Raw genomic sequence first — 25,187 nt, forward strand, 5'->3', positions numbered from 1 at the left:
TTTTATTGCTTGCCAGGCGTTATGCCGATTTCGTCACCTTGGTTGCACAGGCAGCTAATAACAACATACCAGCAGCAACAATGAGAAATGAAACGGAAAGGCTACTGAGTTCCGCAATAAAGCCAATCAGTGCTGGCCCCGCTAATAATCCCGCATAACCCATACTGACAACGGCAGAAATAGCCAGGCCCATCGGCATGGATTTTTGGTTGCCTGCGGCGGTAAACAGCACTGGCACAATATTGGATGCTCCCAAACCAATTAATGTAAAACCAATGTAGGCGGCAATAGTATGCGGTATAAAAACCACAATCGCGAAACCGAGCGCTGCACAGCTGCCGCCCCACAATAAAATACGTTTACCTCCCAAATGTTGCACGATGCGATCACCCGTCAACCGTGCGATGGTCATGGCGACGGAGAAGCAGGCAAAACCAAGGCCGGCTTGTACCGGATCTACTTTGCGCACCTGGGTGAGGAATACTGCGCTCCAATCCAGTACCGATCCTTCTGCCAGAAAGACAATAAAACACAGGGAGCCAAGCAGTAATACTTTGCCGCGCGGCAAAACAAAGAACGGCTCGCGTTTACCATCGGCACTATTGCCGTAGGGTAATAATTTGGGGACGGTGTAAATCAACATCGCCAGGAGAGCGACGGTAAGCGCTAACAGCGATTGAAACGGTGAAAGCGAAAGCCATAGCAATCCGCTGATAATCACCGCACCAAAAATCCCTCCCAGGCTGTAAAAGCCGTGGAAGCCGGACATCATGCTGCGTCCGCTGGCTTGTTCCACGATGACGGCTTGCATGTTCATAGCTACATCGGTTGCACCGAGTGCCATCCCAAAAATCAACAGGGTTAGGGCAAGGGTAGGTATGGTCGATGCCACACCGAGAAACACCAGGCTGATACACATTAATAACAGGCTCAGCGTAATAAATTTGCGGCAACCAAAACGATTGACCAGTGGGCCGGTTAACGGCATTGCAACCAGTGAGCCTCCGCCGAGGCAGAGTAATAAGGCACCGAGCGTGGCTTCATTCACGCCCAATCGCTCTTGTGCAAAAGGAACCAGCGGTGCCCAGGCTGACATGGCGAGGCCAGTAATTAAAAATGCCAGGCGGGTGGAAAGTTGTTCGGTAAAACCGGGTATGGGAAATGCGCCGCTTGCAGTGGCGGATAATTTGGAAACAGACATAAATGCTCTCAATGACGATGCGCAACTCCGCCAGGCAATGTGGAGGAGCTGCGAGTACTGCGGGTGGTTAAAGCGGTTTTTACTATAACAGTTTGTATTAGCGGAGAAGGTGTTGATTTGTAAAGTTTTCGCCGATGATACAAGTGTTTAACGGGGAGACGGTGTGCTATTGGCTGGATCGTAAAAGCTGGTGTCATCAATCCTCGTAAGGATTTTTTGGTACTGTCCATTGGCCTTGATTGCCTTCAATCCACGGTTGAATTGCGCCATTAGCTGCTCACCGTCCGGATGCGTTTTGCTGATTAGCAGATAGCCATAAGGTGAGCTCAAGGCAGGTTCTATCACCCGTAATTTGCGTGGGTCGATGCGAAGTTGCGCTGCCATATAGAAACCGCTCATTTCTTCTGTTGCAAAAAGGTCCGTGCGTTTGGCCATCAGTAATTTGATATTTTGGGTATCTGACGGAACCATCAAGGGATCTATGATTTTGTCATCTATCGCCTGGTAAAACTCGCTGGTGTAAGTAAAACCTACCGTGGCACTCAAACGATAACTGCCAAGGTCAGTAAATGTTTGCCATTGGATGGGCGGTGCATCGCTACGCTGGAAAAAGACAGTGCGGTTAAGTAGTAACGGTTCGCTGAAGAGCATATACGCGCGGCGTGCGCTACTGTCATACCAGTAAGAGCTTGCATCAAAACGACCCTGGCGCGTCTCTTCAAAAGCGCGTTTCCACGGCAGGTAAACAAATTTCACCGCGATATTCTGGCTGGCAAATGCTTCAGTAACAATTTGATTGGCCAAGCCTTGTTGTGGAAGCTCGGCACCGGTCCATGGCGGATATTCGCCGGTTGCTATAGTCAGGGTGCGTTGGGGTTCTGCGGGAGTTTTTGCGGCGGTAATGGTTGTGATGGAATAATCCGCCGCTGCGGTTTGCAGGCTGCCTAAAAAAATGAACAACAGCGCACTACGTGAGTGCAATGATACACAGTGGAGAAAATGCAATTTATCGAGTCCTTAATCGGTGATGCAATAGCACCAGCAGCTGAATTCACGTGGGCTAAAGATTGCCAGCATTCCCGCTTTCTGCAAGTTTCTTTTCCTGCGTTTTTGATTTATTGCACTTTTTTGATTCCTTCTCCTCAGCTTTTATTTTGCCAGGTAATTAATTGCAGTTCTGCCGGAACCAGTGCCGCTATGTGGGCGGGAATTACCCGCGCCGTAAAATCACTTAGCGGTCGATCTTCTGGCGTCGCCAATGTATAGCGCCATGCATGGGCATCGCTGCCCAAACTATATTGCAATTGCATATCGAGAATGGAGCCGGGAACAGGGTGGCCGCGCGCATCGATAATTGGATTGGCGATCAATTGAACACGCACTTCATCAGGTTGCAGGCCGCCAAGGCTTACTCGTAGCGATAGCTGGTTTTCTTCCTGTTGTAATTCTCCCAAATGGACTTCGTGCCAGTGCTGTTGCAAATGTAATTGCCAACGACGCAATTCGCCGGCCAACTGGAGAGCATTGTTTTGTCGTTCGCTGTAGCCTTTCGCGGCGGGGTGGTAATAATTTTCCACGTATTCGCGCAACATACGATTGCTGCTAAAACGTGGCGTTAATTGGGCCATGCTGGTGCGCATCATTGCCAGCCATTGACGCGGCAGGTCCTCATGGTCGCGTTGATAAAAGCGCGGAATGATTTCTTCTTCCAGGCGTTTATAAAGTGCTTCGGCTTCGCGGCCATCGGCTTCGGGGGGATGCTCCTGGCCATCGCCAATCGCCCAGCCCAATTCCGGTTGGTAGGCTTCTACCCACCAGCCATCCAGGCTCGATAAGTTTAATCCACCGTTCACCAATACTTTCATGCCACTGGTGCCGCTCGCCTCCCAGGGGCGACGCGGGTTATTAATCCAGACATCCACCCCCTGAATTAAATGTTGGGCGAGATCAATGTCGTAATCCTCCAGAAATACCAAATGTTTGCGCACGGTTTCGCGTTGCAAAAATGTTTGCCAGCGCTGCAATTTTTCTTTACCGATGTTATCGGCGGGATGCGCTTTGCCCGCGACCAATAATTGCACTGGATAGCGCGGGTTACACAGGATTCGCTCAAGCCTGTCCGGATCAAATAACAATAAGTCCGGGCGCTTGTATTCGGCAAAGCGCCGCGCGAAACCGAGCGTTAAAATGCTTGGGTCGAGTGGCATTTCCTGCGCAAGATCGCAGTGTTCGGAATGCGTTGATTCCTTGCGCCATTGGTGCAACAAACGCAAGCGCGTGTAGTCGACGAGGCTGCTACGCCCTTCATTGGCAACTTGCCAGAGTTGCTGGTCGCTGACTTCATCCAGCCGCGTTGGATTCAGTTCTGCCGGGTCTTTGCGCCAGCGATCCTTGCCGTAGAGTTGCGTCCAGAGTTGATCAGCAAGCGGTGAATCCCACGTGGGAATATGGACACCGTTGGTGACGTGGCCAACGGGGACTTCCCATTCAGGCCAGCGCGGGTAGAGCGGCTGGAAAATGCGGCGACTAACTGCACCGTGTAATGCGCTAACACCGTTGCTATGGGCGCAGGTGCGCATTGCCAGCCATGCCATATTAAAAGGCTCGTTTTCATCTTTGGGGTTGGCGCGGCCCAGGGCGATAACATCTTCTACCGTGATGCCCATTTCAGCACCGCTGTTATCCGCGTAGCGCCGCAATAATTCGGCGGGGTAACGATCAAACCCGGCTTCCACCGGTGTGTGCGTCGTGAATAAATTGCCCATGCGTGTGGCCCATAATCCTTGCCAGAAATCGCAGTTATTGCGTTTGCAATAGTGGCGAATGCGTTCAAGTGTGGCGAAGGCTGCATGACCTTCATTGAGGTGGCAAATATCTACTTCCAGGCCCAATTTTTCCAGCAGGCGCCAGCCGCAAATTCCCAGCACAATTTCCTGCACCATACGCAACTCGCTGCCGCCACCGTACAGTTTGCTGGTAATGCCGCGATCGCTCGGTAAATTGCGTGGATCGTTGCTATCCAGCAAATATAATTTCACTCGTCCAACTTGTGCCAGCCATACCCGAAAACACACTTCGCGACAGAGGAAGTGCGCTTTTATAATTAACCAGCTACCGTCTACTGCGCGCAGTGGTTGCAACGGCAAGCTGCCGGGATCGTTGTACAAATAGGTTTCCTGTTGCCAACCTTGCCGATTAATGCTTTGGCGAAAATAACCCTCCTGATATAACAACCCCACACCAACCAGCGGCAAACCTAAATCGCTTGCGGTTTTTAAATAATCGCCCGCTAACATTCCCAATCCGCCGGCATACAACGGCAATGCATCGCAAATACCAAATTCCATGCTGAAATAAGCTACGCAGCGCAACGGGGAGTTGGGGTATTGGCGTTGATACCAGGCGGGTTCCTGTAAATTTTTTTGCCGCGCAGCAATTAATTTATCCAGCAGCGCCCGAAAATTTTTATCGGTGGAGAGTGCGGTGAAATGCTCATCGCTGGTGAGTTGCAAGACCAATACCGGGTTGTGGGAATAATTCCAGATGTCGGCGTTGATTTTGCACCAGAGTTCATCGCTAGCGTGATTCCAGCTCCAATTCAAATCCAGTGCGAGGGAATGCAATTCTTGCAAGTTTTCTGGCAGCGCACGATCAAATTGCGGCATAGCATCCATCCTTCGCCCGGCCGGGCGTTGACAGGGGCGGTGATTAACCCACTAGCACCATGTTTGAAAAATCGTTTTGTTCAAAATAGCGAATATTGTCGAGGGTGATGCGTGCAATGGTTGTTAATGCTTCGCGCGTAAAAAATGCCTGGTGGCCGGTAACGACTACATTGGGAAATGTCATCAGGCGCGCAAAAATATCGTCTTGCAATAAACTGTTTGAATTGTCCTCAAAAAATAAATTGGCTTCTTCTTCGTAAACATCCAGGCCCAAATAGCCAACGTTTTTATTTTTTAAACCGGCAATAACTGCTCGTGTGTCAATTAACCCGCCGCGACTGGTATTGATTAACATCACCCCCGCTTTCATTTGGTCGATTGTGGTGGCATTGATCAAATGGTGGGTGTGTATATTTAGCGGGCAATGCAATGAAATAATATCGGCGGCGGGCCATAAATCTTCCAATGCAACGTAAGTGACTCCACTGGCGGCGAGCGCGGGGTCAGGTTGCAGATCATAGGCAATTACTTCGCAACCTATGCCTTGCATAATGCGTGCAAACGTATGGCCGATTTTTCCGGTGCCAATTACGCCCACCGTTTTATTGACCAAATCAAAACCGAGCAAACCGTTAAGGGAATAGTCATTGTCGTGAACACGGCGATAAGCGCGATGCAATTGGCGATTCAGCATCAGTATTAATGCCAGTGCATGTTCTGCTACCGCGTGAGGAGAATATTCAGCCACGCGCGCGATTTTAATATCCAGTTTTTTGGCTTCTGCCAAATCCACCTGGTTAAACCCGGCACAGCGCAATGCCACAAGTTTCACACCGGATTTTGCTAATTGTTGCAGAACGGTTGCATCCAGTTGATCGTTCACAAAACAACATACGGCAGCGCAGCCCTGGGCTAGTAATGTGGAGTGCTGGTTGAGTTGGGCTTCATGGAAAATTAACTGCAGTGGCGTCTCCAGGTTATTATTGGCGGCGGTTAAAAATTCGCGGTCATAGGTTTTACTACTGAATACAGCCACTTTCATAATGCACCATTTTTATAAACGAATGTCTTGTTGCTATCAAAGGATGTTTATAGACCAAAGGATGTTTATAAACAGACTCTATAAATGCTGTGTTACAGAGTCTAGCCCTGAATTTGATGGCGGGTTTGTAATTTGGTAATTAGCTGCCATTGTGCAATGGTGGCGGGGTAATTATGCGCGCAGCCTGTTGCAACAATTCGCTAATTGCGCGGGCGATGGCAGCAGAATTTGCACGGGAGTCCTGGCGCAGTTTTATTCGCTGGCTACCCAATACTGCTCTGGTTTGTACATTGATCCAGTCTATATTGGCCTCAAACACCAGATGATCCGTGAAGGCGTCCAACCGTTGAATGTCGATTTTGATTGAGTAATTCGGGCGTTGGTTATTAGGCCAGGGAAATTGTAATACCCTCCAATCGGTATGTGCCGCTTGTAATTCCAATGCAAGCACGCGAGTGATTCCACGTTCCAGCGGTTCTGCCCAATAGTGGTTATCTAATAAAATTAATTGTTGCGGTGTTTTCCAATAACCAATTTTATTTTGCTGTAAATATTCCGGAATTATCACCGGGCCTATACCCACAAACTGGTTCACCGGTGTTTGCGCTGTTATGTTGAAATCTGCCTCACTTGCGCTCAATGCAAAGTATTCCCTTCGTGGTGAGTTCTGGCACGCGCAAATAGCCAGGGTAATGACAACCAACAAAATTTTGTGTCCCATGTATTAATTCTCCTCCAATATTTTTTTGCCGCGTAACAACGATTCAGGTTGTTGATCCACTGTATCACTTAAATTGCGCAATGCATTGGCTGAGCGGCTGACATCTTTCAAAGTGCGGTTGAGTTGGTATACCAGCGGCGAATCTTCAGCGAGGGTTGTATCCAGTGTTTGTGCGGTGGCATTAAATTGATCAAGGGTTTTTTGCAGCAGCACCAGTGTTTCATTCAGGTTGTTGGTGATGGCAGGTGCTTGTGCATTAAGCGATTTCAACAGTACTGTTAATTCCCCGGTGGTTTTATTTAATCCCTGGCTGATATTGTTAACATCAGTGCGTAAATTGATAGCAGTTTGATCGATAGAGTCCGCTGCTTTTTTAACACTGCCCAGGGTTTCTTCTACTGCGCCGCTTTCAACCAGTTTGGCAATATTTCCGCTTAATTTTTCCAGGTTGTCGATAACGCCTTTGATGTTAAGGTCTTGCAATGTTTCGGCAATTTCCTCGAATTCGGTGCCTACTGTGGGTAACTCCAGGTGGTCATGTTGGAAGCCGTAAATTTTCGACGGGGTGTCAGGGAAAAAATCCAGTTCTACGTAGAGCAACCCGGTGAGAAAGCTTTGGTAATTTAATTGGGCACGCAAACCGCGCGTGATTGCATCTTCAAAAAAATCGCGGTCTACATCGCCTCCTTTGCGATTAATGCGCTGCAATGCAAGATCAGCAGTGACTGCGGTGAGTACATTTTTGTCATCACTTTGGAAATTAATCTGGATAGCAGAAATTTCGCCGAGCACAACGCCTTTTAATTTAATGGGCGCGCCGACCTGCAAGCCTTGCACTGAACCTTCAAAATACATGATGACCCGCTCCTTATGGGAAAAGAGCTGGCCGCCGGAAAAAAATAACAGTGCAACAAATACCAGCGCAATCGCACCGACAATAAATGCACCTATGGCAACAGATTTGGGTTTGCTCATAAAACTCCTTTTACCGCGCGGTACCTGCACGGCTTAGAAATTGTCGGACTTTTTCCTGTTCACTGTGTTCCAGCAACTGTTTCGGGTCGCCTGAATCCAGCATGGTTTTCGCTTGTGCGTCCAGGAATACAGAGTTTGTGCCAATAGATAAAATACTCGGTAATTCATGGGACACAATAATCACTGTGGAATTCAACGCTTTGCAAATCTGCACAATCAACTGATCCAGCCGCAATGAGCTGATCGGGTCCAATCCGGCAGAAGGCTCATCAAAAAATAATAACTGCGGATCAAGCGCAATGGCGCGCGCAAGGCCGGCGCGTTTGTGCATGCCGCCACTTAATTCGGATGGATAAAATGCCTCGTATCCAGCCAAGCCCACCAGCGCTAATTTATAAGCAACAGTTTCAGCGATTTGTGCTTCGGATAAATCGGTATACAGCTGCATGGGCAGGGCAACATTTTCAGCGAGTGTCATGCTGGAAAAAAGTGCACCGGACTGATAAGTAATACCCCAGCGTTGCAGCAGCTTTAATTGGGTATCTTCATCCGACTGATAAAAATTTACGCCTTCGTATAACACTTCGCCTTTACTGGGAGCGATCAAGCCAATCATGTGTTTTAGCAATGTGGTTTTGCCACAGCCACTGCCGCCGATGATAAAAAAAATATCGTTTTTTTGAATATCAAAATTCAAGTTTTCCTGCACCACGCGGCTGCCATAACCGATGTTTAAATTGCGTACGCTGATAAAAGGCGCGGTATCCACGATTAAATTCCCATTTTGTCATAGAGAATATTGAATGCTGCATCGGCGACCACCAGGTACACAATTGCACGCACCACAGCATTGGTTGCCGCCATCCCCACCGCGTCGGAATTGCGGCCGCAATAAATACCGGCCTGGCATCCGGCCAGTGCAATTAAAATGCCGAAGAAAATACTTTTTATTAAACCGGTGGTGATATCAACCCAATCTACCGCGCCTTGTGTTTGCAAAATATATTGCAGGAAATTTACATCCATACTGGTGGCGACTATAGCGCCGCCGATGATGCCGATCACATCAGCGTAAATACATAGCAGCGGCATTACCAGTACCAATGCAATCAAACGTGGCAACACTAAAAATTCCATGGTGGAAATGCCCATGGTTTTTAATGCATCGATTTCTTCGTTCACTTGCATGGTGCCTAATTGCGCCGCGTATGCAGCGCCGGTTCGGCCAGCCATAATTACAGCGGTCATCAATGCGCCCATTTCGCGCACCATGCCGATCGCTACCAGGTCTGCCACATAAACCTGCGCGCCCAGTTGGCGCAATTGCACGGAACCCAGGTACGCGAGGATCATCCCGACCAGCAATGCAATCAGGGTCACAATTGCCAATGCGCGGGGCCCGGATTGTTCGATAAAAAATAAAATATCCTGTCGTCGTGTTTTGGCATTACCGCGAAACCAGGCTCCAAGTGCGAGTGTAACTTCACCGATAAACGCAAAGGTAGTTTCTGCGCCGTGCTGCACGCTGTGTACGACTCTTAATAACGTTTTCCACAGGCTGGTAGTGTCGTTGGTTTTAGACGATTGATACGGGGGAATGCTGGTGGCGAGATTTAATAATTGTTGTAAACCATCGGGGGTTTGCTGCAAATCCAGTTGGGTGTTTTGTTGTTCGCACTGGCGGGATAACTGCAATAATGTAATAGCCAGGCTGGAATCCCATGCCTCTAGCTCTTTGGTATTTACGATAATTGTATTGCATTGCCCTGGCAGTGCCGCTATCAACTCAGTGGTTGCGGGCGTATTTCCCAAACGCCAGGTACCCGCCAGGTATAGTGTGCAGCGGGCGCTGGTTTGATCAGCGTCTTGTTCGACTCTATAGAGCAAGGCGTCTTCCTGTACGATGTGAATAAAATGGTTATTTGTCAGCATAGCTAATTGATCATAGTCCTATGACCGTGAAAATTGAAACCGTTCACCCTGGCGTTACACTTTTTATTGGCCAGTCTTTGATTTCTATCAGATGGATAACCCGAATTCGAAGGGCTACAAGGTTTTGCACATCGGCGGCTTGCAGAAGCGTACATCTATAACCATAAAATAATAAAGAAAAGGTAAATAATCCGGGGGTGATAAGCAATTTTGGTATGCTATACACCGTTGCGCAAAGGACCCGTTTGAATCTACGCGCTTTCAAATGAACATTTTTTATGATGTTCACATCCATTGAATGTTAATGATTGATTATTTATGGCCAGATTATTATTCAAGCTCGCCCAGGTGCCGGCGGATGAAGCGCAGGAAATTCGTGCGTTGCTGGATGAACACCAGATTCATTATTACGAAACCGACGCAGGTTTTTTTCGGGTGGGGCTTGATGCAATCTGGTTGGGTGATAACTCGCAGGAAAAGCACGCACGTGAATTAATCCGTACCTACCAGCAAGAGCGCGCTGCACGTCAACAAGCAACTTATGCAGAGTTGGTAGAGGCGGGGCAAGTGCCCAGCCTATGGCAACATTTTTGCGCGCAGCCGATTCGGTTTTTATTATTGGTCTGTGCGATTATTTTTGTTACGGCCTTAACCCTGGTGCCGTTTTTAATGTTGCTGAAAATTTAATTAAAACGCCGGTTGTTTAAGCTCAGGCTTCAGCGATGGCCCCCTTGCCGATGCCTTCATAGGCTTTAACGCGGATAAAGGTTTCCGGATTTGCCTGGCGGGTTTTGTGTGCGATGTGCCAGGCAATAAACTCTACTGTGCTGTCGGTATCAATCAAATAACAGCAGCGTTGGGGCAGGGTAATTTCAAACGGCCCTTGCTGGGCATCGTAAGCAAAACGGTAATAATCAATATCGTCAAATTGCGGTCTGCCGACAATATCCTCGCGCGTGCCAATATAAATATCTTCCCATGCATCCGCCCAATGCTGTTCCAGCAGCGGCGATTTTTTACCATTAGCCCAAATATCAATGCGCGACCTGTGGCCATGGGCGATACGTTGGCAATTGCCCAAATGCTTTTTCAGTCCGTGGCTGTAATGATAATAGGCACCCTCGATATTCTCGATGCTGAAGTCCAGCTCCAGGCGCACGCTCACCGGAAAATGTTGTTTCAATTGGGTGATACACCAGGTTGCAATTGTTTCCGGTGTTAACTCTTCAGCATCAACCAGGGCGATAGCATCGCGCGGTGAACGCGTACTAATAAATTCGCCTTTAGCACCGAATTTCCATTCGATAGTCAGGTAATCGTTCTCTTCGACAATGCGAATATTGGGTGAGCGCACCGGTACCGCGAGACGGTGATCCAGCTCGTCATCCAGCCATTTTCGGGTGATTTTCTTCACGGTGCCGAAGTCGCATACCATGCCTTGTTCATCCAGTTCTCCCAGCAAACGCACATTCGCGAGCCAGGTTTCGCCCAGCAAACCGCGAAGCGGATCCAGGAAACTGAAATCGACGTTAGTGAGGTTATCGACAAACAACAACATAGCAAAACCATTCGGGTAATTCAGAAGGGCGCACATGATACCACTTCATTGTCAGGGTTTGTTCGGTGGGTTCAGGCTGTGAACAGTGTCCGTCTGGCGTAATTTATCTCACGTTCATTTTCGCCCTACGGAGATCTCTGGTCTATTCTCAAGTGATTGATGAATCAGGAGCTTTATTACTTCCTGGATAATATGGGTTTAAGGTTTGGTGTTCTTGCCTCCGGCGTAGCCAGGGGAGATCAGGGGAGGTCTGTTTGATTGCGTGGTTGGGATTAATAAGGAGTTTGCGCCGATGCCTCGTGTCCGGCGCCGCGCTCATATTGATGGGGCAAAGCCTGAGTGTATCGGCGCAAGCATCCGAGGCGGGGTTGCGGGTGGCGTTTGTCTATAACTTCCTCAAATTTATTGAATGGCCTGAGCTGCAAGGCAATGAGTTGTTCCTGTGTGCAGTAGGCGCGCAGGATGCGACTCGCCAATCGCTCGCTCAAATTGATGGCAAGAGCACCCAGAAAGTCAATATCAAGGTGTTATTCCTGGATGAGGCGAGTGGGCTGGAGCAACACTTTAGCCGTTGCAACCTGGTGTATGTCCCTGTGTCCGGTGCCGATCATCAGCTACCGGCAACTATACCCGTCGGTGTGCTGCTGGTCGTTGATGATCCTGCGCAGGAAGACGCGCGCATGGGGATCGCCCTTACGCGCACAGCGGAAAACCGCATCGAGTTTTCTATCAACGATTCAGCCATCAAACAGGCGGGAGTTAAAGTCAGTAGCCAATTGCTCAAGCTGGCCAAAAAGCAACCCGGGGGAGCCAGCTGATGTCCGTTATTATTTCCCGAAAATCCGCCTCGCTCGCTCGCAGCATTGGCCTGTTAACAATGTTGTTGGCCAGCATCGCCGTACTCGGCGCTAGCCTTGCCAGCAGTTGGCAACAATATAACTACCTGTGCGAACAATTTAATAAGCAGATGCAAGTGTTGGCGGAAGCTACCGCGATCAATCTGGGGGCGCCGAGTATGTTTATCGATGCAGAAGCTGCCAACCAAACCCTGAACGCGTTGCGGGTTGAATCCAAAGTATTGGCAGCACGCCTGCGTTTAACGAATGGCCAGTTGCTGGCGCAATACCACAGCCAAAGCCCTGGCCCTGCGATGTCATTGGATACCCGGGTACAAGCTAATGTTGGGTGGGAAGGGGAAAACCTCGGGCAATTGGAATTGGATGTAACCCTGGAGCCATTGCGCCAGGAGTTTTACGGGCAACTGATCTGGATTCTGCTGATCGTGCTGGCGACCATTTTGGCGTGCGGCATCCTGGCGCGGGTGTTGATCACAGCAGTGCTGCGACCATTGGGTAAATTGAGTGAATTGGCCGAGCGCATCGGTCACGAAGGTAATTATCGCGAGCGCGCCCCGCAACCGGCGGCGCAGGACGAGGTGGGCCGCCTCACTTTACGCTTCAACAATATGCTGGATCGCATCGAAAACCAGGATGCAGAGTTGCGTCAGCATCATGAGCATCTGGAACAGCGGGTTGCCGCGCGCACCCTGGAGCTGGAAACCGCGCGTACGCAAGCGGAAGCGGCCAGCAAAGCCAAAAGTGAATTCCTGGCGGTGATGAGCCATGAAATCCGTACCCCCTTGAATGGCATTATGGGAATGACCGGGTTGCTGCTGGACACTGAACTGGACCCCAAGCAGAAACGGTTTGCGCGGGTAGCGCGGCGCTCCAGCGAAGACCTGCTATTGATCATCAATGACATCCTGGATTTCTCCAAAATCGAAGCGGGCAAGCTGGAACTCGAATATCGCCCCTTCCAGCTTAATTTATTAGTGGAAGATATCGCTGAACGCTACGCGCCAATTGCGCAGGGCAAGCATTTGGAGTTGCTGTGCAAAACACCGTTGCCACCGTTGTCGGTGGTGGGCGATTCGGCGCGCCTGGGGCAGGTCATCACCAATTTATTGAGCAACGCGATTAAATTTACCGAGCACGGCGAAGTAGAGATTGCTGTGAACGTGGTTGCTGAAAAAGGTGACCAGGTGCGCCTGGGATTCTGTTTGCGCGATACCGGCATTGGCATCAACGAAGAACAAAAGGCGCGATTATTTCAATCCTTTACCCAGGCTGACTCCTCCATGGCGCGCAAGTATGGCGGTACGGGGTTGGGCTTAACCATTTCCCAGCGCCTGGTGGAAATGATGGGAGGAGAAATCCAGCTCAAGAGCGTACCGGGGGAAGGCAGCCTGTTTCATTTTGAGCTGGATGTGCAACGCGTAGATGATCCACGTGATTACCAGCTGGTAGAGGGTTTCGGCAAATTGCATACGCTGGTGGTGGATGATAACCCCACGAATCGCGAGATCCTGGATTACTGGCTCAGATCCTGGGGAATGATTCCGGTGCTGGCATCATCTGCGCCCGAAGCGATTGCGTTATTGCATCGACAATACCAAACCGGCAAACCGTTTGAGCTCATGCTGACCGATTGGGCCATGCCGGAAATGGACGGCGGGCAATTGCTGGATGCCCTGGCAGCCGACGCGCGTTTTAACGATCTTGCCATTATTGTGCTGAGTTCCGCTGGCATGGCCGTGCGGCCCGAAATTGCCCACCGCGCGCCCTTGTTGCTGAAGCCGGTGCGCCAATCAGAACTGCATAATCTGATCGCCCAGGTTCTCGCGGGTGACCTGACCCAGCGCTTGCCCGCGGTTAACGAACTTGCCAATGGCGAGCACAAATTGCAACGCCTGGCGGGCCGGATTTTATTGGCGGAAGACAACCTGGTAAACCAGGAAGTGGCGAGTGTGATGCTGCAGCGTTTGGGTGTCTCTATGAAAATTGCCAACAACGGGCAAGAAGCATTTGAGCTTGCCGGGCTCGAACATTTCGATTTGATTCTGATGGATTGCCAAATGCCGGTGATGGATGGTTTTGAGGCAACCTCTCGCATTCGCGCCCGCGAGCAGGAACTCGGGTTGCCTGCGATTCCGATTATCGCGCTGACCGCCAACGCTATTAGTGGCGACCGCGAATATTGTCTTTCCCAAGGGATGGACGATTACTTAAGCAAACCCTTTTCACAGCAACAACTGCATGAATTGCTGTCCCGCTGGTTACACACTCGCGATGAGCAACTCGCGGAGGGCTGGAGCGATGCGGCGGCAAATGTTCGCCCGGTTCCCGTCGCTGCGACTACAGCACCGGCGATTGAAATTGACCAACAAATCATTCGCCAGCTGCGCGAATTGCGCGAAGGATTATTGTTGCGGATTATCCAGCTGTTTCGCAGCACCAGTCCCGGTTTATTGGCGCAACTCGCGGACGCTGTTGCGCAACGCAGTGCAGATGCTATTTATAAAACGGCGCACAATTTTAAAAACAGCGCTGCCAATTTAGGTTTGATCGAACTCGCAGCGGCATGCCGCGAATGTGAAGCCAGCGCGCGCCAGGGCCATATGGAGCAGGCTGATATCCAACTGGAATCGATTCAATCGTTTTATGAACTGTCACTGCAGGCATTAGCACTGCTGGAGCAGGAGGAACAAGGCCAGTGAAAAAGCCCGGCACTGAAATAGCAAACAAACCACGGCAAATAAATCTCGGCATGAATGCATCGGGAGGCGAGTGGGTATTGGTTGTCGAGGATGATGAAGCCGCGCGCTTAACTACCAGTATCACGTTGGAGCGCGCTGGTTACAACGTTATCGAAGCTGCTGACTGCGCCAGCGCACGCGCAAAATTTAATGAGCAACGCCCGGACATCGTGTTATTGGATGTGTTGCTGCCCGATGGTGATGGTTTCAGTTTATGCCGTGAATTGTTGGCGTTACCGGGTGGAAAGGATTTACCGATTGCGATGGTGACAGGGCTCGACGATATTGATTCGATTCATCGCGCCTATGAGTCCGGCGCAACTGATTTCATTACCAAACCGGTAAGTTGGGGCACCTTGCCTTATCGTATTCAATTTATTTTGCGCGCAAGCAGGGCGTTTCGCGATGCAAGTATCAGCGAGGGAAAAACCCGCGCACTGTTGGCGGGAATCCCCGACATTATTTTGCGCATTGATCGCGACGGTCATGTGATTGATATGCAAGTGGGCGCCTACGTGAATGATATGGAAGAGTGGGTAGTCTACGATCCGGATACCGGTGAAGGTCATTTGCCCGGGCCGGTTTATCGCACTCTCGCAACACCTGTTCGTCGCGTCTTTGCCGGGCAGGGCGAGCAGTTAGTGGAATTTGAATGGACGCAAAAAAATCATTTACGCACCTGGGAAGCGCGGTTGATTTTGCGTGAACGCGATGAAATGGTGATGGTGGTGCGCGATATTTCCCAGCGCAAGCAACAGGAAGCAGAGTTGCGCTTGTGGGGTAAAGTATTTGAAGGCAGCAATGAAGCAATTTTAATTACCGATGCAAAATTGCGCATTGTGCTGGTGAATAAAACCTACGAAAAAATCATGGGCTTTACCGAAGAGGAAGTGTTGGGGGTAGATACCGCCAAAATTGGTGCGCAACTCCACTCCCACGGCTTTTTCCGCAATTTGGTATCTGTATTAAAAGAGCGTGGCTATTGGCAAGGCGAATTGGTAAACCGGCGTAAAAATGGCGAGCGCTTTCCTACCTGGTATTCCATCAGCCAGGTGTTGAATGCAGAAGGGCAACCGGAAAATTACATCGCCATTTTTAGCGATATTTCCGAACGCAAAAAATCCCGCGAGCGCATTGATTTCCTCGCCCATCACGACAGCCTCACTGAATTACCCAATCGCGCGTTACTCAATGACCGTTTGGAAATGGCGATTAATACTGCAAAACGCCGCAACGAAAAAGTGGGCATTTTATTTATTGATCTCGATCGCTTTAAAAATATTAACGACTCGCTCGGCCACAGCGCGGGCGACCAAATTTTACGGCAAACCGCCGGGCGTTTAACAGCTGCTGTGCGCAATGACGATACTGTGGCACGGTTGGGAGGCGATGAATTTGTGGTGCTGTTGCCACGTGTGCGCGACGAGCGCAGCCTGGCTGAAGTGGCAATCAAATTGCGCGAGGAATTATTAAAGCCCTACACGCTTGAAGACATGCCGCTGCATTTAAGCCCGAGTATTGGTATTGCGGTTTATCCGGATGATGGCGATACGACGAGCACGCTGATTAAAAATGCCGATGCAGCCATGTACCTCGCCAAAGAAAAAGGGCGCAACAATTATCAATTCTATACCCCTATTTTAAATGCGCGCACACTGGATCGGCTCAAACTTGAATATGACTTGCGCTCGGCGTTGGACCAGGGCCAATTTGAATTGCATTACCAACCGCAAATCGATGTGCGCTCAAAACAGGTTTACGGTGCGGAGGCATTGGTGCGCTGGCGTCATCCCGAGCGCGGTTTGGTGCCGCCCAATCACTTTATCCCTATTGCGGAAGAAATTGGTTTGATTATTCCGTTGGGAGCTTGGGTGATTGCCGAAGCTGCGCGGCAAGTAAAACAATGGCGAGCGACCGGGTTTAGCAATCTGGTCGTGAGCGTAAATATTTCCGCGTTGCAATTTCATCAGGCCGGTTTCCTGAACGAAGTACAGAAAATATTGGAACAAGCGGGTACCGCGCCCAACGCGCTTGAATTAGAGCTCACCGAAAGTATGTTGATGAGCGATATGGAAGTGTCAATCCAGGTGTTGCAAGCATTTCGCGACCTTGGATACCGCATTGCCATTGATGACTTTGGTACGGGTTTTTCTTGTTTGAATTATTTGCGCCGTTTGCCGGTAAATATTCTCAAAATTGATCAATCGTTTGTGCGCGATATGCAAACCGACAGCGCGTCCCTCGCGATTGTTACTTCCATTATTCGCCTTGCCGATTCATTGGGAATGGAAACCATCGCCGAAGGTGTAGAGACGGCAGAAGAAAGCCAGGTATTGGCGAGCCAGGGATGCGAACTTATGCAAGGGTATTATTTTTCCAAACCATTGCCCGTCCAGCCGTTTGAAGAATGGTTGCAGCAATGGGACGGCGGCAAGAGAACAGGTTGGTGATGTCTGTTTGGCGAAGTTTATCCAGCGGCCTTGTATGCAACCTGTTTAATCGCCAGGAGACGCGCGATTGGTTGCGCAGCAAATTTTTGGCGCGAAACACTCAAGTGCGGAGGATAGATGGGTAACAGGAAATTCTTTCATGCGGGTATCCTGGTTCTGGCTGTGTGTTGTGCCAGCGTTAGCTATGCAGATGACAATGATATTGCCTACCTCGAATTGAATCTGGAGGAGTTGCTGGAAGTTCCGGTGACCGGCGCCACCATGACGGAAGAATCGCTCAAGACTGTTCCTTCAGTCGTTACGGTGTTTACGCGTGAACAAATTGACCGGTTGGGGCTGGATTATTTGTACGAATTGCTCAGGTTAGTGCCCGGTTTCCAGGTGAGCCGTAATGCGGACAACCCCTTCAACTACACCTATAGTTCCGGTGGCCGCCGCTTGGGGAACCGCGCCCTGGAAATTTTGCTAGTGGTGGATGGCCGTTTGTTTGGCAACCCCCGCGCGGTCGGAGCAGACACCGGTATTTCATTGTTTCCATTAGCGCAAATCGAACGTGTAGAGGTGATACAGGGGCCGGGTTCTGCATTGTATGGTTCCGGTGCTTACACCGGCGTAATCAACATTATCAGCCGGCACGGCGAAACCAGTGTTAAAGCTGCATTGGGTAGCGATAATCGCCATCAACTGGATTGGCATTGGTCCGGGCAAGTTGATGACTGGCAAAGCAATATATTTTTCCATGCTTACGGCGATGATGGGCAAACCTATCACCTTGCCGATGGAAGAACGACGGATGATCCGCGTCGCGAGTTGGATATTGATATTGATGTGCACGATGATTCCCGTCGGTTACAAGCTGCCTGGTATCGCCTTGAAGGCGATGATTTTTATACGCTGGAAAAAGTGCTCAACGATTTCAATGAATATCGCCAGCAATTTCGCCACTTGAGTCTTGAGCAAACATTTGAACCGGCAGATAACTGGCATACGAAATTGACGTTGGCGTATCGCGATGGCGAACAACATTTTCACGCGCCGTTAACCGCGGCCGGTGAACTCCTTGCGGCGAGCCGCCCCGGCAGCAGCGAACCCATGTTGGCCAAAGTAACGTTCAATGCCCGTGCAACACAGCTGACATTTGCTAATGAAATAGATTTGGCAGCGCAGGGCAATGTGCAATTTGGCCTTGATTGGCAACGCGCTGAAGAAGACGAAACACGTGGCCGCACCAATTACAACCTGGAGCAGTTGGTTGCCAGGCAACGTGTAGATTACTACGGTAATTTCGATTACTCCGCCGCCGTGGAAAAAGCGATTTCACGCGAGACTGCCGGCCTTTACGGGCAGTGGATTTATGATTTAGGTAAAGCGACGCGCATGACGCTGGGTGGACGTTACGATTATTACGAAGGTATTGGTGATCACATCAGTCCACGTTTGGGTTTAGTGCATCAGTTAAATACTATTCACAGCATTAAATTATTGTACGGCGAAGCGTTTCGTGCGCCTAACTTTGTAGAAGTGGCATTGCTTAACAATCCGTTTCTGGTAGGCAATCCCGACCTTGATCACGAGCTGGTAAAAACCTGGAACCTGGCGTGGATCGCAACAGGCAAGCGCACCAGTATGGAATTAGCCGGTTTTATCAGCCGTTATGAAAATCCTATCCTCACTGCATTTCAAGGCAGCGCACGCGCGTACATCAATGGTGAAGACCAGGAAGCGCAGGGCGCATCGCTGGATGTCAATTATCAATTGAATGCGCGCTGGTTGTTGCGCGCGAGTTACACCCATCTATACGATTTGCCGGACTCCGCATTTGCGGAAGCAGAGCACCTGGCTTCTGCGGTTGTAAATTACCAGCACGGGCGTTGGAACTGGAATTTGTCGGCGAGTTACCAGGGGCCGCGCAATTATTTAATCACGCTCAACCAGCAGGGATATCTGGAGGGGTATTGGCTCGCGAACGGGCAAGTCAGTTATAACTTTAATACGCAAACAAAACTCAGGTTGAGCCTGAAAAATTTGCTGGATGAATCCTATTCCAGCCCGGCATTGGGTGTTGGAATTCGGGGCGGAGTTCCCAATCGCGGCCGGGAAGCCAGCATAGGTATGGATTGGCAGTTTTAACAACAATGAACTCAATGATGCCAGGCTTTATCCGTTTCTTTTTTTTCGGCCTTGCAATGCTTTGTGTAGCGCCGCCGCTGCATGCCAAGCAAACGGGCCTGCTTGATATGGATCTCGAGCAGTTAATGCAGGTCAATATTGTTGGTGCAACATTGCGTGAAGAATCGATCAAAACGGTTCCATCATCAACCACCGTATTTACGCGTGCACAATTAGATGCATTGGGCCTGGATTATTTGCATGAGCTACTTAATCTCGTTCCCGGTTTTCAAACCAGCCGCGCCGCTGATAGCCCAATGAGTTATGCGTTTAGTATTCGCGGGCGGCGCCAAAGCGGCCAATCGCGCGAAGTATTAATGCTGGTTGACGGACGGGTATTTACGGATCCGCGCTCCGGCGGCATTGAAGGCGCGATGCATCTTTATCCGCTGGCTAACATTGAGCAAATTGAAATTATCCGCGGCCCTGCATCATCAATCTATGGTTCAGGTGCATTCACTGGCGTTATCAATATCGTCAGCCGCAAGCAGATCAATAAAATTGCGGTGGGAATAGGCGAAAGCCAGCGGCGCGCGGTAGATATTAATCTCGCCGGTAGCAACGGCGATTGGCAAACTAATTTATATGCACACCTTGCTGAAGATGAAGGGCAGCAATATCGCATTGCTAACCAGGTAACACATGATCCGCGTGAAGAAAAAATGTTTGATTGGAACATCCAATATCGCAATACCAAAATACAAGCATTTTATTCCGAACAAGCAGCCAGTGATTTTTACGTGCTGGAAAAAATTAACGATAAATTTAATAATTATTGGCAAGCCTTCCAGCACTTGCGGTTGGATCAACAATTTAATCCTTCAGATGCGTGGAAGGTAAACATCGCAATCAGCCATGAAAAAGCGGAGCAAGAATTAAAAGGGTTGATTTTGTCCGCAGGCGGTTTGGCAGCAAACAGTATTCCTGCCAGTAATGATCCTTTTCTTACCAAAGGCGTATTGGCGAGTGAAGCTTATCGTTTTAATCTCGCCAATGACCTTGATATCAACCAGCAGCTTAGTGCGCAGTTTGGTGTGGAATGGCAACGTCAACACGAAATTCGCGCGCGTTCCTATAACAATTATGATCTTGCCCAATGGGCCAACCGTCAATTTCCGGTGACCTATCACGGCAATCTTGATCATGGAACCCTGGTCGGAAAAGAAGAGTCGCGCAATGTTTCCGGTATATATGCACAATTTCTTTATCAGCTGAGCGATAAGACCCGCTTGACTGCGGGTGCTCGCCATGATGACTACCAAGCAATTGACACGCACTCCAGCCCGCGTTTTGGATTGGTTCACCAACTTAATTCCACGCACACCATCAAATTACTTTACAGCGAAGCCTTTCGTGCACCTACGCAAGGTGAAACCGATTTGCTCAATAATCCGGTGTTGGTCGGCAACCCGAATTTGAAAAGTGAAACGGTTAAATCCAGTGAATTGTTATGGGTTGGAACCTGGGATCAATTTAGTGTAGGTGCAAATTTTTATCGCAACTATTATGAAAATCCCATTAGCGTGGGTTTTAATGGAACCACGCGCACCTACATGAACGGTTCCAGTCAAAAAAATTATGGTGCCGGTTTGCGCGTGGATTGGCAGTTGAGTCAACAGTGGATGCTGCGCGGCCATTTAAGTTCATTCCGCGATTTACCCGATGCATATTTCCGTGAAGCCGATAAGTTAAGTTCGCTGGATGTGAATTATCACAATGGCCGCTGGAATTGGAATTTATCGACAGTTTATCAAGGCGAGCGCCAATACCAACTCACCACCACCCAGCGTGCAACACTGGATTCTATATGGTATGCCAATAGTCAATTGCGTTACGAAATAAGCGCGCAAACGAGTATTGCACTTGCGCTAAAAAATGCCTTCGATAAAGAGTATTTTACTCCTGCGCAAGGCACAGGTTTAGTCGGTGGTGTACCCAATCGCGGGCGGGAAGCCAGTTTAATATGGGATTGGGAGTGGTAAATTATGATTAAATTGAAATGAAAAAGACGGCAATTGCCGCCTTCATTTATTTTTGTTTGGCCTGAACTGCTTTCCATTTTGCAATAAATTCTTTGAATCTTTCAGCTGAATATCCTTTGCCTTTTTCAAGTAATCCTGTGTTTTGGGAACCGATTACAACACCGCTACTATCTGTGATCGCAAAAAATGGATAACCCTTTATTTCCGGAAACTGGCTAATAAATTTATCATTCTTATTGTCGTCACTTACATTCACTTTAAGGAAAATAAAAACGTCATCGATGCCACTATTGATTTCCGGGTTAGCCAAAATAAACTTTTCAATGCGATGGCACCACACGCACCATTCGCCCCCGAACTCCACCAAAATTAACTTCCCACTCGCTTGGGCATCCTTCTTTGCAGCTTCAAAGTCTGCAAAAGAATCGCGCGCAGGGTCATATTTTCCGTTGTAATCTTTATCGTCAATTGCAAAGGCAAGTGATGTGATAACAGTCAGTATATAGATAACAATATATTTCATAAAAATACCTGCCATTTACAGAGGGTAATTCATGGGGAAGGGGCGAACAGGATTCTCATCTTGTCCCAAAACCAACACTGGCCTACCCAATGGCGGCCTGTTACATGCGGCAACGCTTCAGCAGGACACAAAGGTTTGTGATGCAGGTTAATAAAGGAGGGGATAGCTGTCAATAAAGTGTGGAGGACGGATGTGGCGTTATTTTAATTCGTTATAATATGGCGTAGGCTTCGTAGTACTTATCCCTATTAAAAGTTTTTTTATGGATTCTTGCGCTGGCATTTTATTTGGCCTGATGATTATAAAATCTCTATAAAATTCAATATTTTTAAATTGAAAAAAATCGATTGATAATGGCCCAATAATTAGAGTGGTTTGGTTTTTATATCCTGGTTTATAAAATTCAACGGGAATTTTCATATGAAATCTATGAAACACCTGATCTTTCTATTGTTGTTAGCATTTTCGCTAATTGTATTAGTGTTAACCCTCAATGCTGCGAATGATGCATGGTCATCAAGTTCGTTAGGCTTTACTGCGTGGGGATTGGTGCCCTGGTTGTATGTCGCAATGATTACTTCATTTATCGCGCAAAAATCAAAATTAATTGCCATCGCAATTACGGCTGCAATTGTCGGTTTGCTGGGTATTGGTGTGATGATTGATACGTTGTTCATTCACCTGGATGCCCAAGGTGCATTGGCGTTTATTTTTATTCCGTTTTGGCAATTGGTATTCTTTATTTTTGCAAGCCCGCTTTTGTTACTATTTAAGAAGGCCCATTCCTGAACTGTGACTGTGACTGTGAGCTATGGGCAGGGGTGCCTGTTTAAGCTGATGCTTTGGTTTTTTTTTAAAACATCAGGCAATTTTGGCAGGCTGTTGCCCGGTATGGTTGCGTAAAAAATCGAGCAATTGATGTTGTGGTAGAGGGCGGGAGAATAAATAACCCTGACCGAAGTTACAGCCGTTACTGTATAAAAAATGCTGCTGGTTCACGTCTTCAATTCCTTCACCAACAATTTGCATGGGGATGATTTTGCTTAAACCGATAATGGCTTTGATCATTTCATCGTGTTCTTTGGCGGTGCCGATGCGGTTTACAAATGATCGATCTATTTTTAGGTTTTGCGGTGCAAAACGAATAATATAGCTCAGTGATGAGTAACCCACGCCAAAATCATCCAGGGATATTTTTATCCCCAATGCTTTGAGTTGGCTGATTTGTTTTAGATTGTTATCGGTATTCTCCAAAAACATTTGTTCGGTGATTTCAATAATCAATCGCTCGGCAGGCAGGTGTGAAGTTTCCAGTGCGTGTTCAATAATATTGATTAAATTTTGTTGCACAAACTGGCGCGCAGAAATATTCACCGATACCGCCAGCGGGAACCCCGCTTTTTCCCATTCCATTGCCTGGGTGCAAGCCTGCAGAACAATCCATTCACCCACGGCGACAATGAGGCCTGTTTCCTGGGCATAGGAAATAAATTCATCAGGTGGAACCATTCCCCGGGTAGGGTGGTGCCAGCGAATCAGTGCTTCGGCAGATACAATTTCTTTGGTTTCCAAATTAATAACAGGTTGGTAATAAAGCTCAAATTCACGATTGCTAATCGCTTTGCGTAAATCTGTGTCAAGTAGTAAGCGGTTATGAACATATTCAGTTAATTCCTTGCGGTACAGCTGGTAGCAATTGCGCCCTTTGGCTTTTGCATCATAGAGTGCGCTGTCGGCATTGCGTAATAATGTTTTGGCATCATTGCCATCAGTAGGATAGAGCGCTATTCCAAAACTTATACCTACATGAACACGGTTATTGCCCAGCTTCACTGGTTTCCTGATTTTTTTGATCAGCTTGTCAGCCACAGAAACTACGGCCTCAAACTTGGTGACGTCTTGTAACAAGATGACAAACTCGTCTCCACCCAAACGACAAACACTGTCTTCATGGCGCAAGGATTTTTGCAAGCGTCGCGCGACTATTTTTAATAATTGATCGCCGGCTTCGTGGCCAAGCCCGTCATTAATTTGTTTAAAATGATCAAGGTCGCCAAACAGTACAGCAAAAGGTGCTGCACTGCGATGGGATTTCTGGATCAGGAATTCGATTTCCTGTTGGAGTTTGGCGCGGTTGCCGAGGCCTGTGAGCGTATCATAATGGGCGAGTTTTATGAGTTGTGATTCATAGCGTTTGCGTTCAGACAAATCATATACCTGCAATAGGTAACAGGATTCATCATTAAATTTATTAATAAACGCAGCACTGATTAATGTGGGGACAAACTGTGCGTTGCGTGTCGTGAGTTGCGCTTCAAATTGTACAAAGCGGATACTATCTGTGCGTAATTTTTCAAGCTGGAATAACGCATTATCCAGATCGTGGGAACCAACAATTGCATTGAATGTTGTCGGTAAGGGCTCGCGATCATTATCAAAAATATGGTTGCCGTAACCGAGGATCTGACACAAGGCAGGATTAATTTGCATAATTTGCCCTCGCAGGTTTATTAACATCATCCCCAGTGGAGCATAATCAAATACTGCCTGAAAAAGTTGTTCGCTATTGGCCAGGGCCTGACGGGTCAGCTCTACATCGGTAATATCCGTATTGCTACCCAGCCAACGAATAATTTCTCCTTGTTCATTTTTTTGTGGCACTGCGCGCGTGTCAAACCAACGATAGACACCATCGTGGCGACGAATACGAAATATCACAAACATTTCTTTGCTGGATTCAACCGCTTCCATCCATGCTTTCATTAAATAGTCGCGATCATCCGGGTGTATCTGATCCAGCCAGCCAAATCCTAATTGTTCTTCGGCGGAAATACCGGTGTATTCACACCAGCGTCGATTGAGGAAATCACAGCGCCCACTGGGGAGACAGGTCCAGGTAAGTTGTGGTAAGCCTTCGGCCAGTTCATTAAATCTAAGCCTGTCTTCTTTCGACTGATGTTCTGCTTCCGCCCAGAGTTGGCTGGCTTGTAACGTTTGGCGCAACAGGTCTGCATCAAGATTACGTTTAGGTAAGTAATCGAACAAACCATCACGCATAGCTTCTGCGATAACCCGTTCATCGGTATTGCCGCTAATCATAATAACGGGCGTTGGTGTAGATCTATGATGCAGGATTTTCTGTATTAACTCGGAACCTAATGCGTCCTGAAGTTGATAATCCACGATCACACAATCAAACTGGTATTGCTGCAACAACCCCAGCGCATGCTGTGCAGAGGTTGATTCCATAATGCGCAATTTCAATAATGTTTTGCGAAGCAGGCGGTTAATTTTTTCCAAATCAACATCGTCATCCTCAATTAAAAGGATTTGCAGGGATTTGCTGTCAGCGTAATTCTCAAGCTTCATGCCTA

19 protein-coding genes are annotated in these 25,187 nt (G+C 48.5%); 7 read left to right on the forward strand and 12 right to left on the reverse strand.

Features of this window, described 5'->3' with window-relative positions; genetic code table 11:
* Positions 1-19 precede the first annotated feature (19 nt).
* The 8 genes from A596_RS06275 to A596_RS06310 all read right to left on the reverse strand — a co-directional run bounded on the left by A596_RS06275 (position 20) and on the right by A596_RS06310 (position 9,536).
* Positions 20-1,201, reverse strand: coding sequence for an MFS transporter (locus A596_RS06275; RefSeq protein WP_052417295.1), 1,182 nt, complete (start codon positions 1,199-1,201; stop codon positions 20-22).
* A gap of 147 nt (positions 1,202-1,348) precedes the next feature.
* Positions 1,349-2,206 carry a substrate-binding periplasmic protein gene (locus tag A596_RS06280; RefSeq protein ID WP_039913293.1) on the reverse strand — a complete coding sequence of 286 codons (858 nt, stop codon included), beginning with the start codon at positions 2,204-2,206 and terminating at the stop codon, positions 1,349-1,351.
* A gap of 137 nt (positions 2,207-2,343) precedes the next feature.
* Entirely contained in the window at positions 2,344-4,866 is a 2,523-nt protein-coding gene (gene glgP, locus A596_RS06285; protein WP_052417296.1) for an alpha-glucan family phosphorylase, read from the reverse strand.
* A 43-nt stretch (positions 4,867-4,909) separates the two neighbouring features.
* Positions 4,910-5,908, reverse strand: coding sequence for a 2-hydroxyacid dehydrogenase (locus tag A596_RS06290; protein ID WP_039913295.1), 999 nt, complete (start codon positions 5,906-5,908; stop codon positions 4,910-4,912).
* A gap of 139 nt (positions 5,909-6,047) precedes the next feature.
* A complete protein-coding gene (locus tag A596_RS06295; RefSeq protein WP_039913296.1) occupies positions 6,048-6,629 on the reverse strand; it encodes a PqiC family protein in 582 nt (193 codons plus the stop codon).
* Positions 6,630-6,632: 3 nt separating this feature from the next.
* On the reverse strand, positions 6,633-7,604 hold the full coding sequence (locus A596_RS06300) for an MlaD family protein (RefSeq protein ID WP_039913297.1): 972 nt from the start codon (positions 7,602-7,604) through the stop codon (positions 6,633-6,635).
* Positions 7,605-7,614: 10 nt separating this feature from the next.
* Positions 7,615-8,373, reverse strand: coding sequence for an ABC transporter ATP-binding protein (locus tag A596_RS06305; RefSeq protein WP_200882880.1), 759 nt, complete (start codon positions 8,371-8,373; stop codon positions 7,615-7,617).
* 2 nt (positions 8,374-8,375) lie between these two features.
* The gene (locus A596_RS06310) at positions 8,376-9,536 is read right to left on the reverse strand and encodes an MlaE family ABC transporter permease (protein WP_052417297.1); all 1,161 of its coding nucleotides are present in this window, start codon (positions 9,534-9,536) and stop codon (positions 8,376-8,378) included.
* A gap of 318 nt (positions 9,537-9,854) precedes the next feature.
* Between A596_RS06310 and A596_RS06315 the strand changes: the two genes are divergently transcribed.
* Entirely contained in the window at positions 9,855-10,223 is a 369-nt protein-coding gene (locus tag A596_RS06315; RefSeq protein WP_039913299.1) for a DUF6164 family protein, read from the forward strand.
* A 22-nt stretch (positions 10,224-10,245) separates the two neighbouring features.
* Here the strand turns inward: A596_RS06315 and A596_RS06320 are convergent, their stop codons facing one another.
* A complete protein-coding gene (locus tag A596_RS06320; protein WP_039914350.1) occupies positions 10,246-11,094 on the reverse strand; it encodes a 6-carboxytetrahydropterin synthase in 849 nt (282 codons plus the stop codon).
* A gap of 299 nt (positions 11,095-11,393) precedes the next feature.
* On the opposite strand from A596_RS06320, the gene A596_RS06325 reads away from it, so the two are divergent.
* From A596_RS06325 to A596_RS06345, 5 genes are all read left to right on the forward strand, one after another.
* Positions 11,394-11,912, forward strand: a complete 519-nt coding sequence (locus A596_RS06325) for a YfiR family protein (protein WP_039913300.1) — start codon at positions 11,394-11,396, stop codon at positions 11,910-11,912.
* Positions 11,912-14,650, forward strand: a complete 2,739-nt coding sequence (locus A596_RS06330) for a response regulator (protein ID WP_052417298.1) — start codon at positions 11,912-11,914, stop codon at positions 14,648-14,650. Before A596_RS06325 ends, A596_RS06330 begins: the two co-directional genes overlap by 1 nt.
* Entirely contained in the window at positions 14,647-17,139 is a 2,493-nt protein-coding gene (locus A596_RS06335) for a two-component system response regulator (RefSeq protein WP_235425632.1), read from the forward strand. The genes A596_RS06330 and A596_RS06335 overlap by 4 nt, the downstream gene beginning before the upstream one ends.
* Positions 17,140-17,256: 117 nt before the next feature.
* The gene (locus tag A596_RS23475; protein WP_039913302.1) at positions 17,257-19,269 is read left to right on the forward strand and encodes a TonB-dependent receptor plug domain-containing protein; all 2,013 of its coding nucleotides are present in this window, start codon (positions 17,257-17,259) and stop codon (positions 19,267-19,269) included.
* 17 nt (positions 19,270-19,286) lie between these two features.
* A complete protein-coding gene (locus tag A596_RS06345; RefSeq protein ID WP_039913303.1) occupies positions 19,287-21,290 on the forward strand; it encodes a TonB-dependent receptor plug domain-containing protein in 2,004 nt (667 codons plus the stop codon).
* 46 nt (positions 21,291-21,336) lie between these two features.
* Here A596_RS06345 and A596_RS06350 read toward each other — a convergent pair whose 3' ends face one another.
* Positions 21,337-21,813: a thioredoxin family protein gene (locus tag A596_RS06350; protein ID WP_039913304.1), complete on the reverse strand. Its 477-nt coding sequence runs from the start codon at positions 21,811-21,813 to the stop codon at positions 21,337-21,339.
* 198 nt (positions 21,814-22,011) lie between these two features.
* Complete coding sequence (locus A596_RS06355; RefSeq protein ID WP_039913306.1) at positions 22,012-22,233, reverse strand: hypothetical protein; 222 nt, start codon at positions 22,231-22,233, stop codon at positions 22,012-22,014.
* On the opposite strand from A596_RS06355, the gene A596_RS06360 reads away from it, so the two are divergent.
* Positions 22,234-22,602 carry a hypothetical protein gene (locus A596_RS06360; RefSeq protein ID WP_039913307.1) on the forward strand — a complete coding sequence of 123 codons (369 nt, stop codon included), beginning with the start codon at positions 22,234-22,236 and terminating at the stop codon, positions 22,600-22,602.
* Positions 22,603-22,674: 72 nt separating this feature from the next.
* Here A596_RS06360 and A596_RS06365 read toward each other — a convergent pair whose 3' ends face one another.
* A complete protein-coding gene (locus A596_RS06365; RefSeq protein WP_039913308.1) occupies positions 22,675-25,182 on the reverse strand; it encodes an EAL domain-containing protein in 2,508 nt (835 codons plus the stop codon).
* Positions 25,183-25,187: the final 5 nt, after the last annotated feature.

It is taken from the genome of Cellvibrio mixtus subsp. mixtus J3-8 (assembly GCF_000766945.1).
GTDB classification, from domain to species: domain Bacteria; phylum Pseudomonadota; class Gammaproteobacteria; order Pseudomonadales; family Cellvibrionaceae; genus Cellvibrio; species Cellvibrio mixtus_A.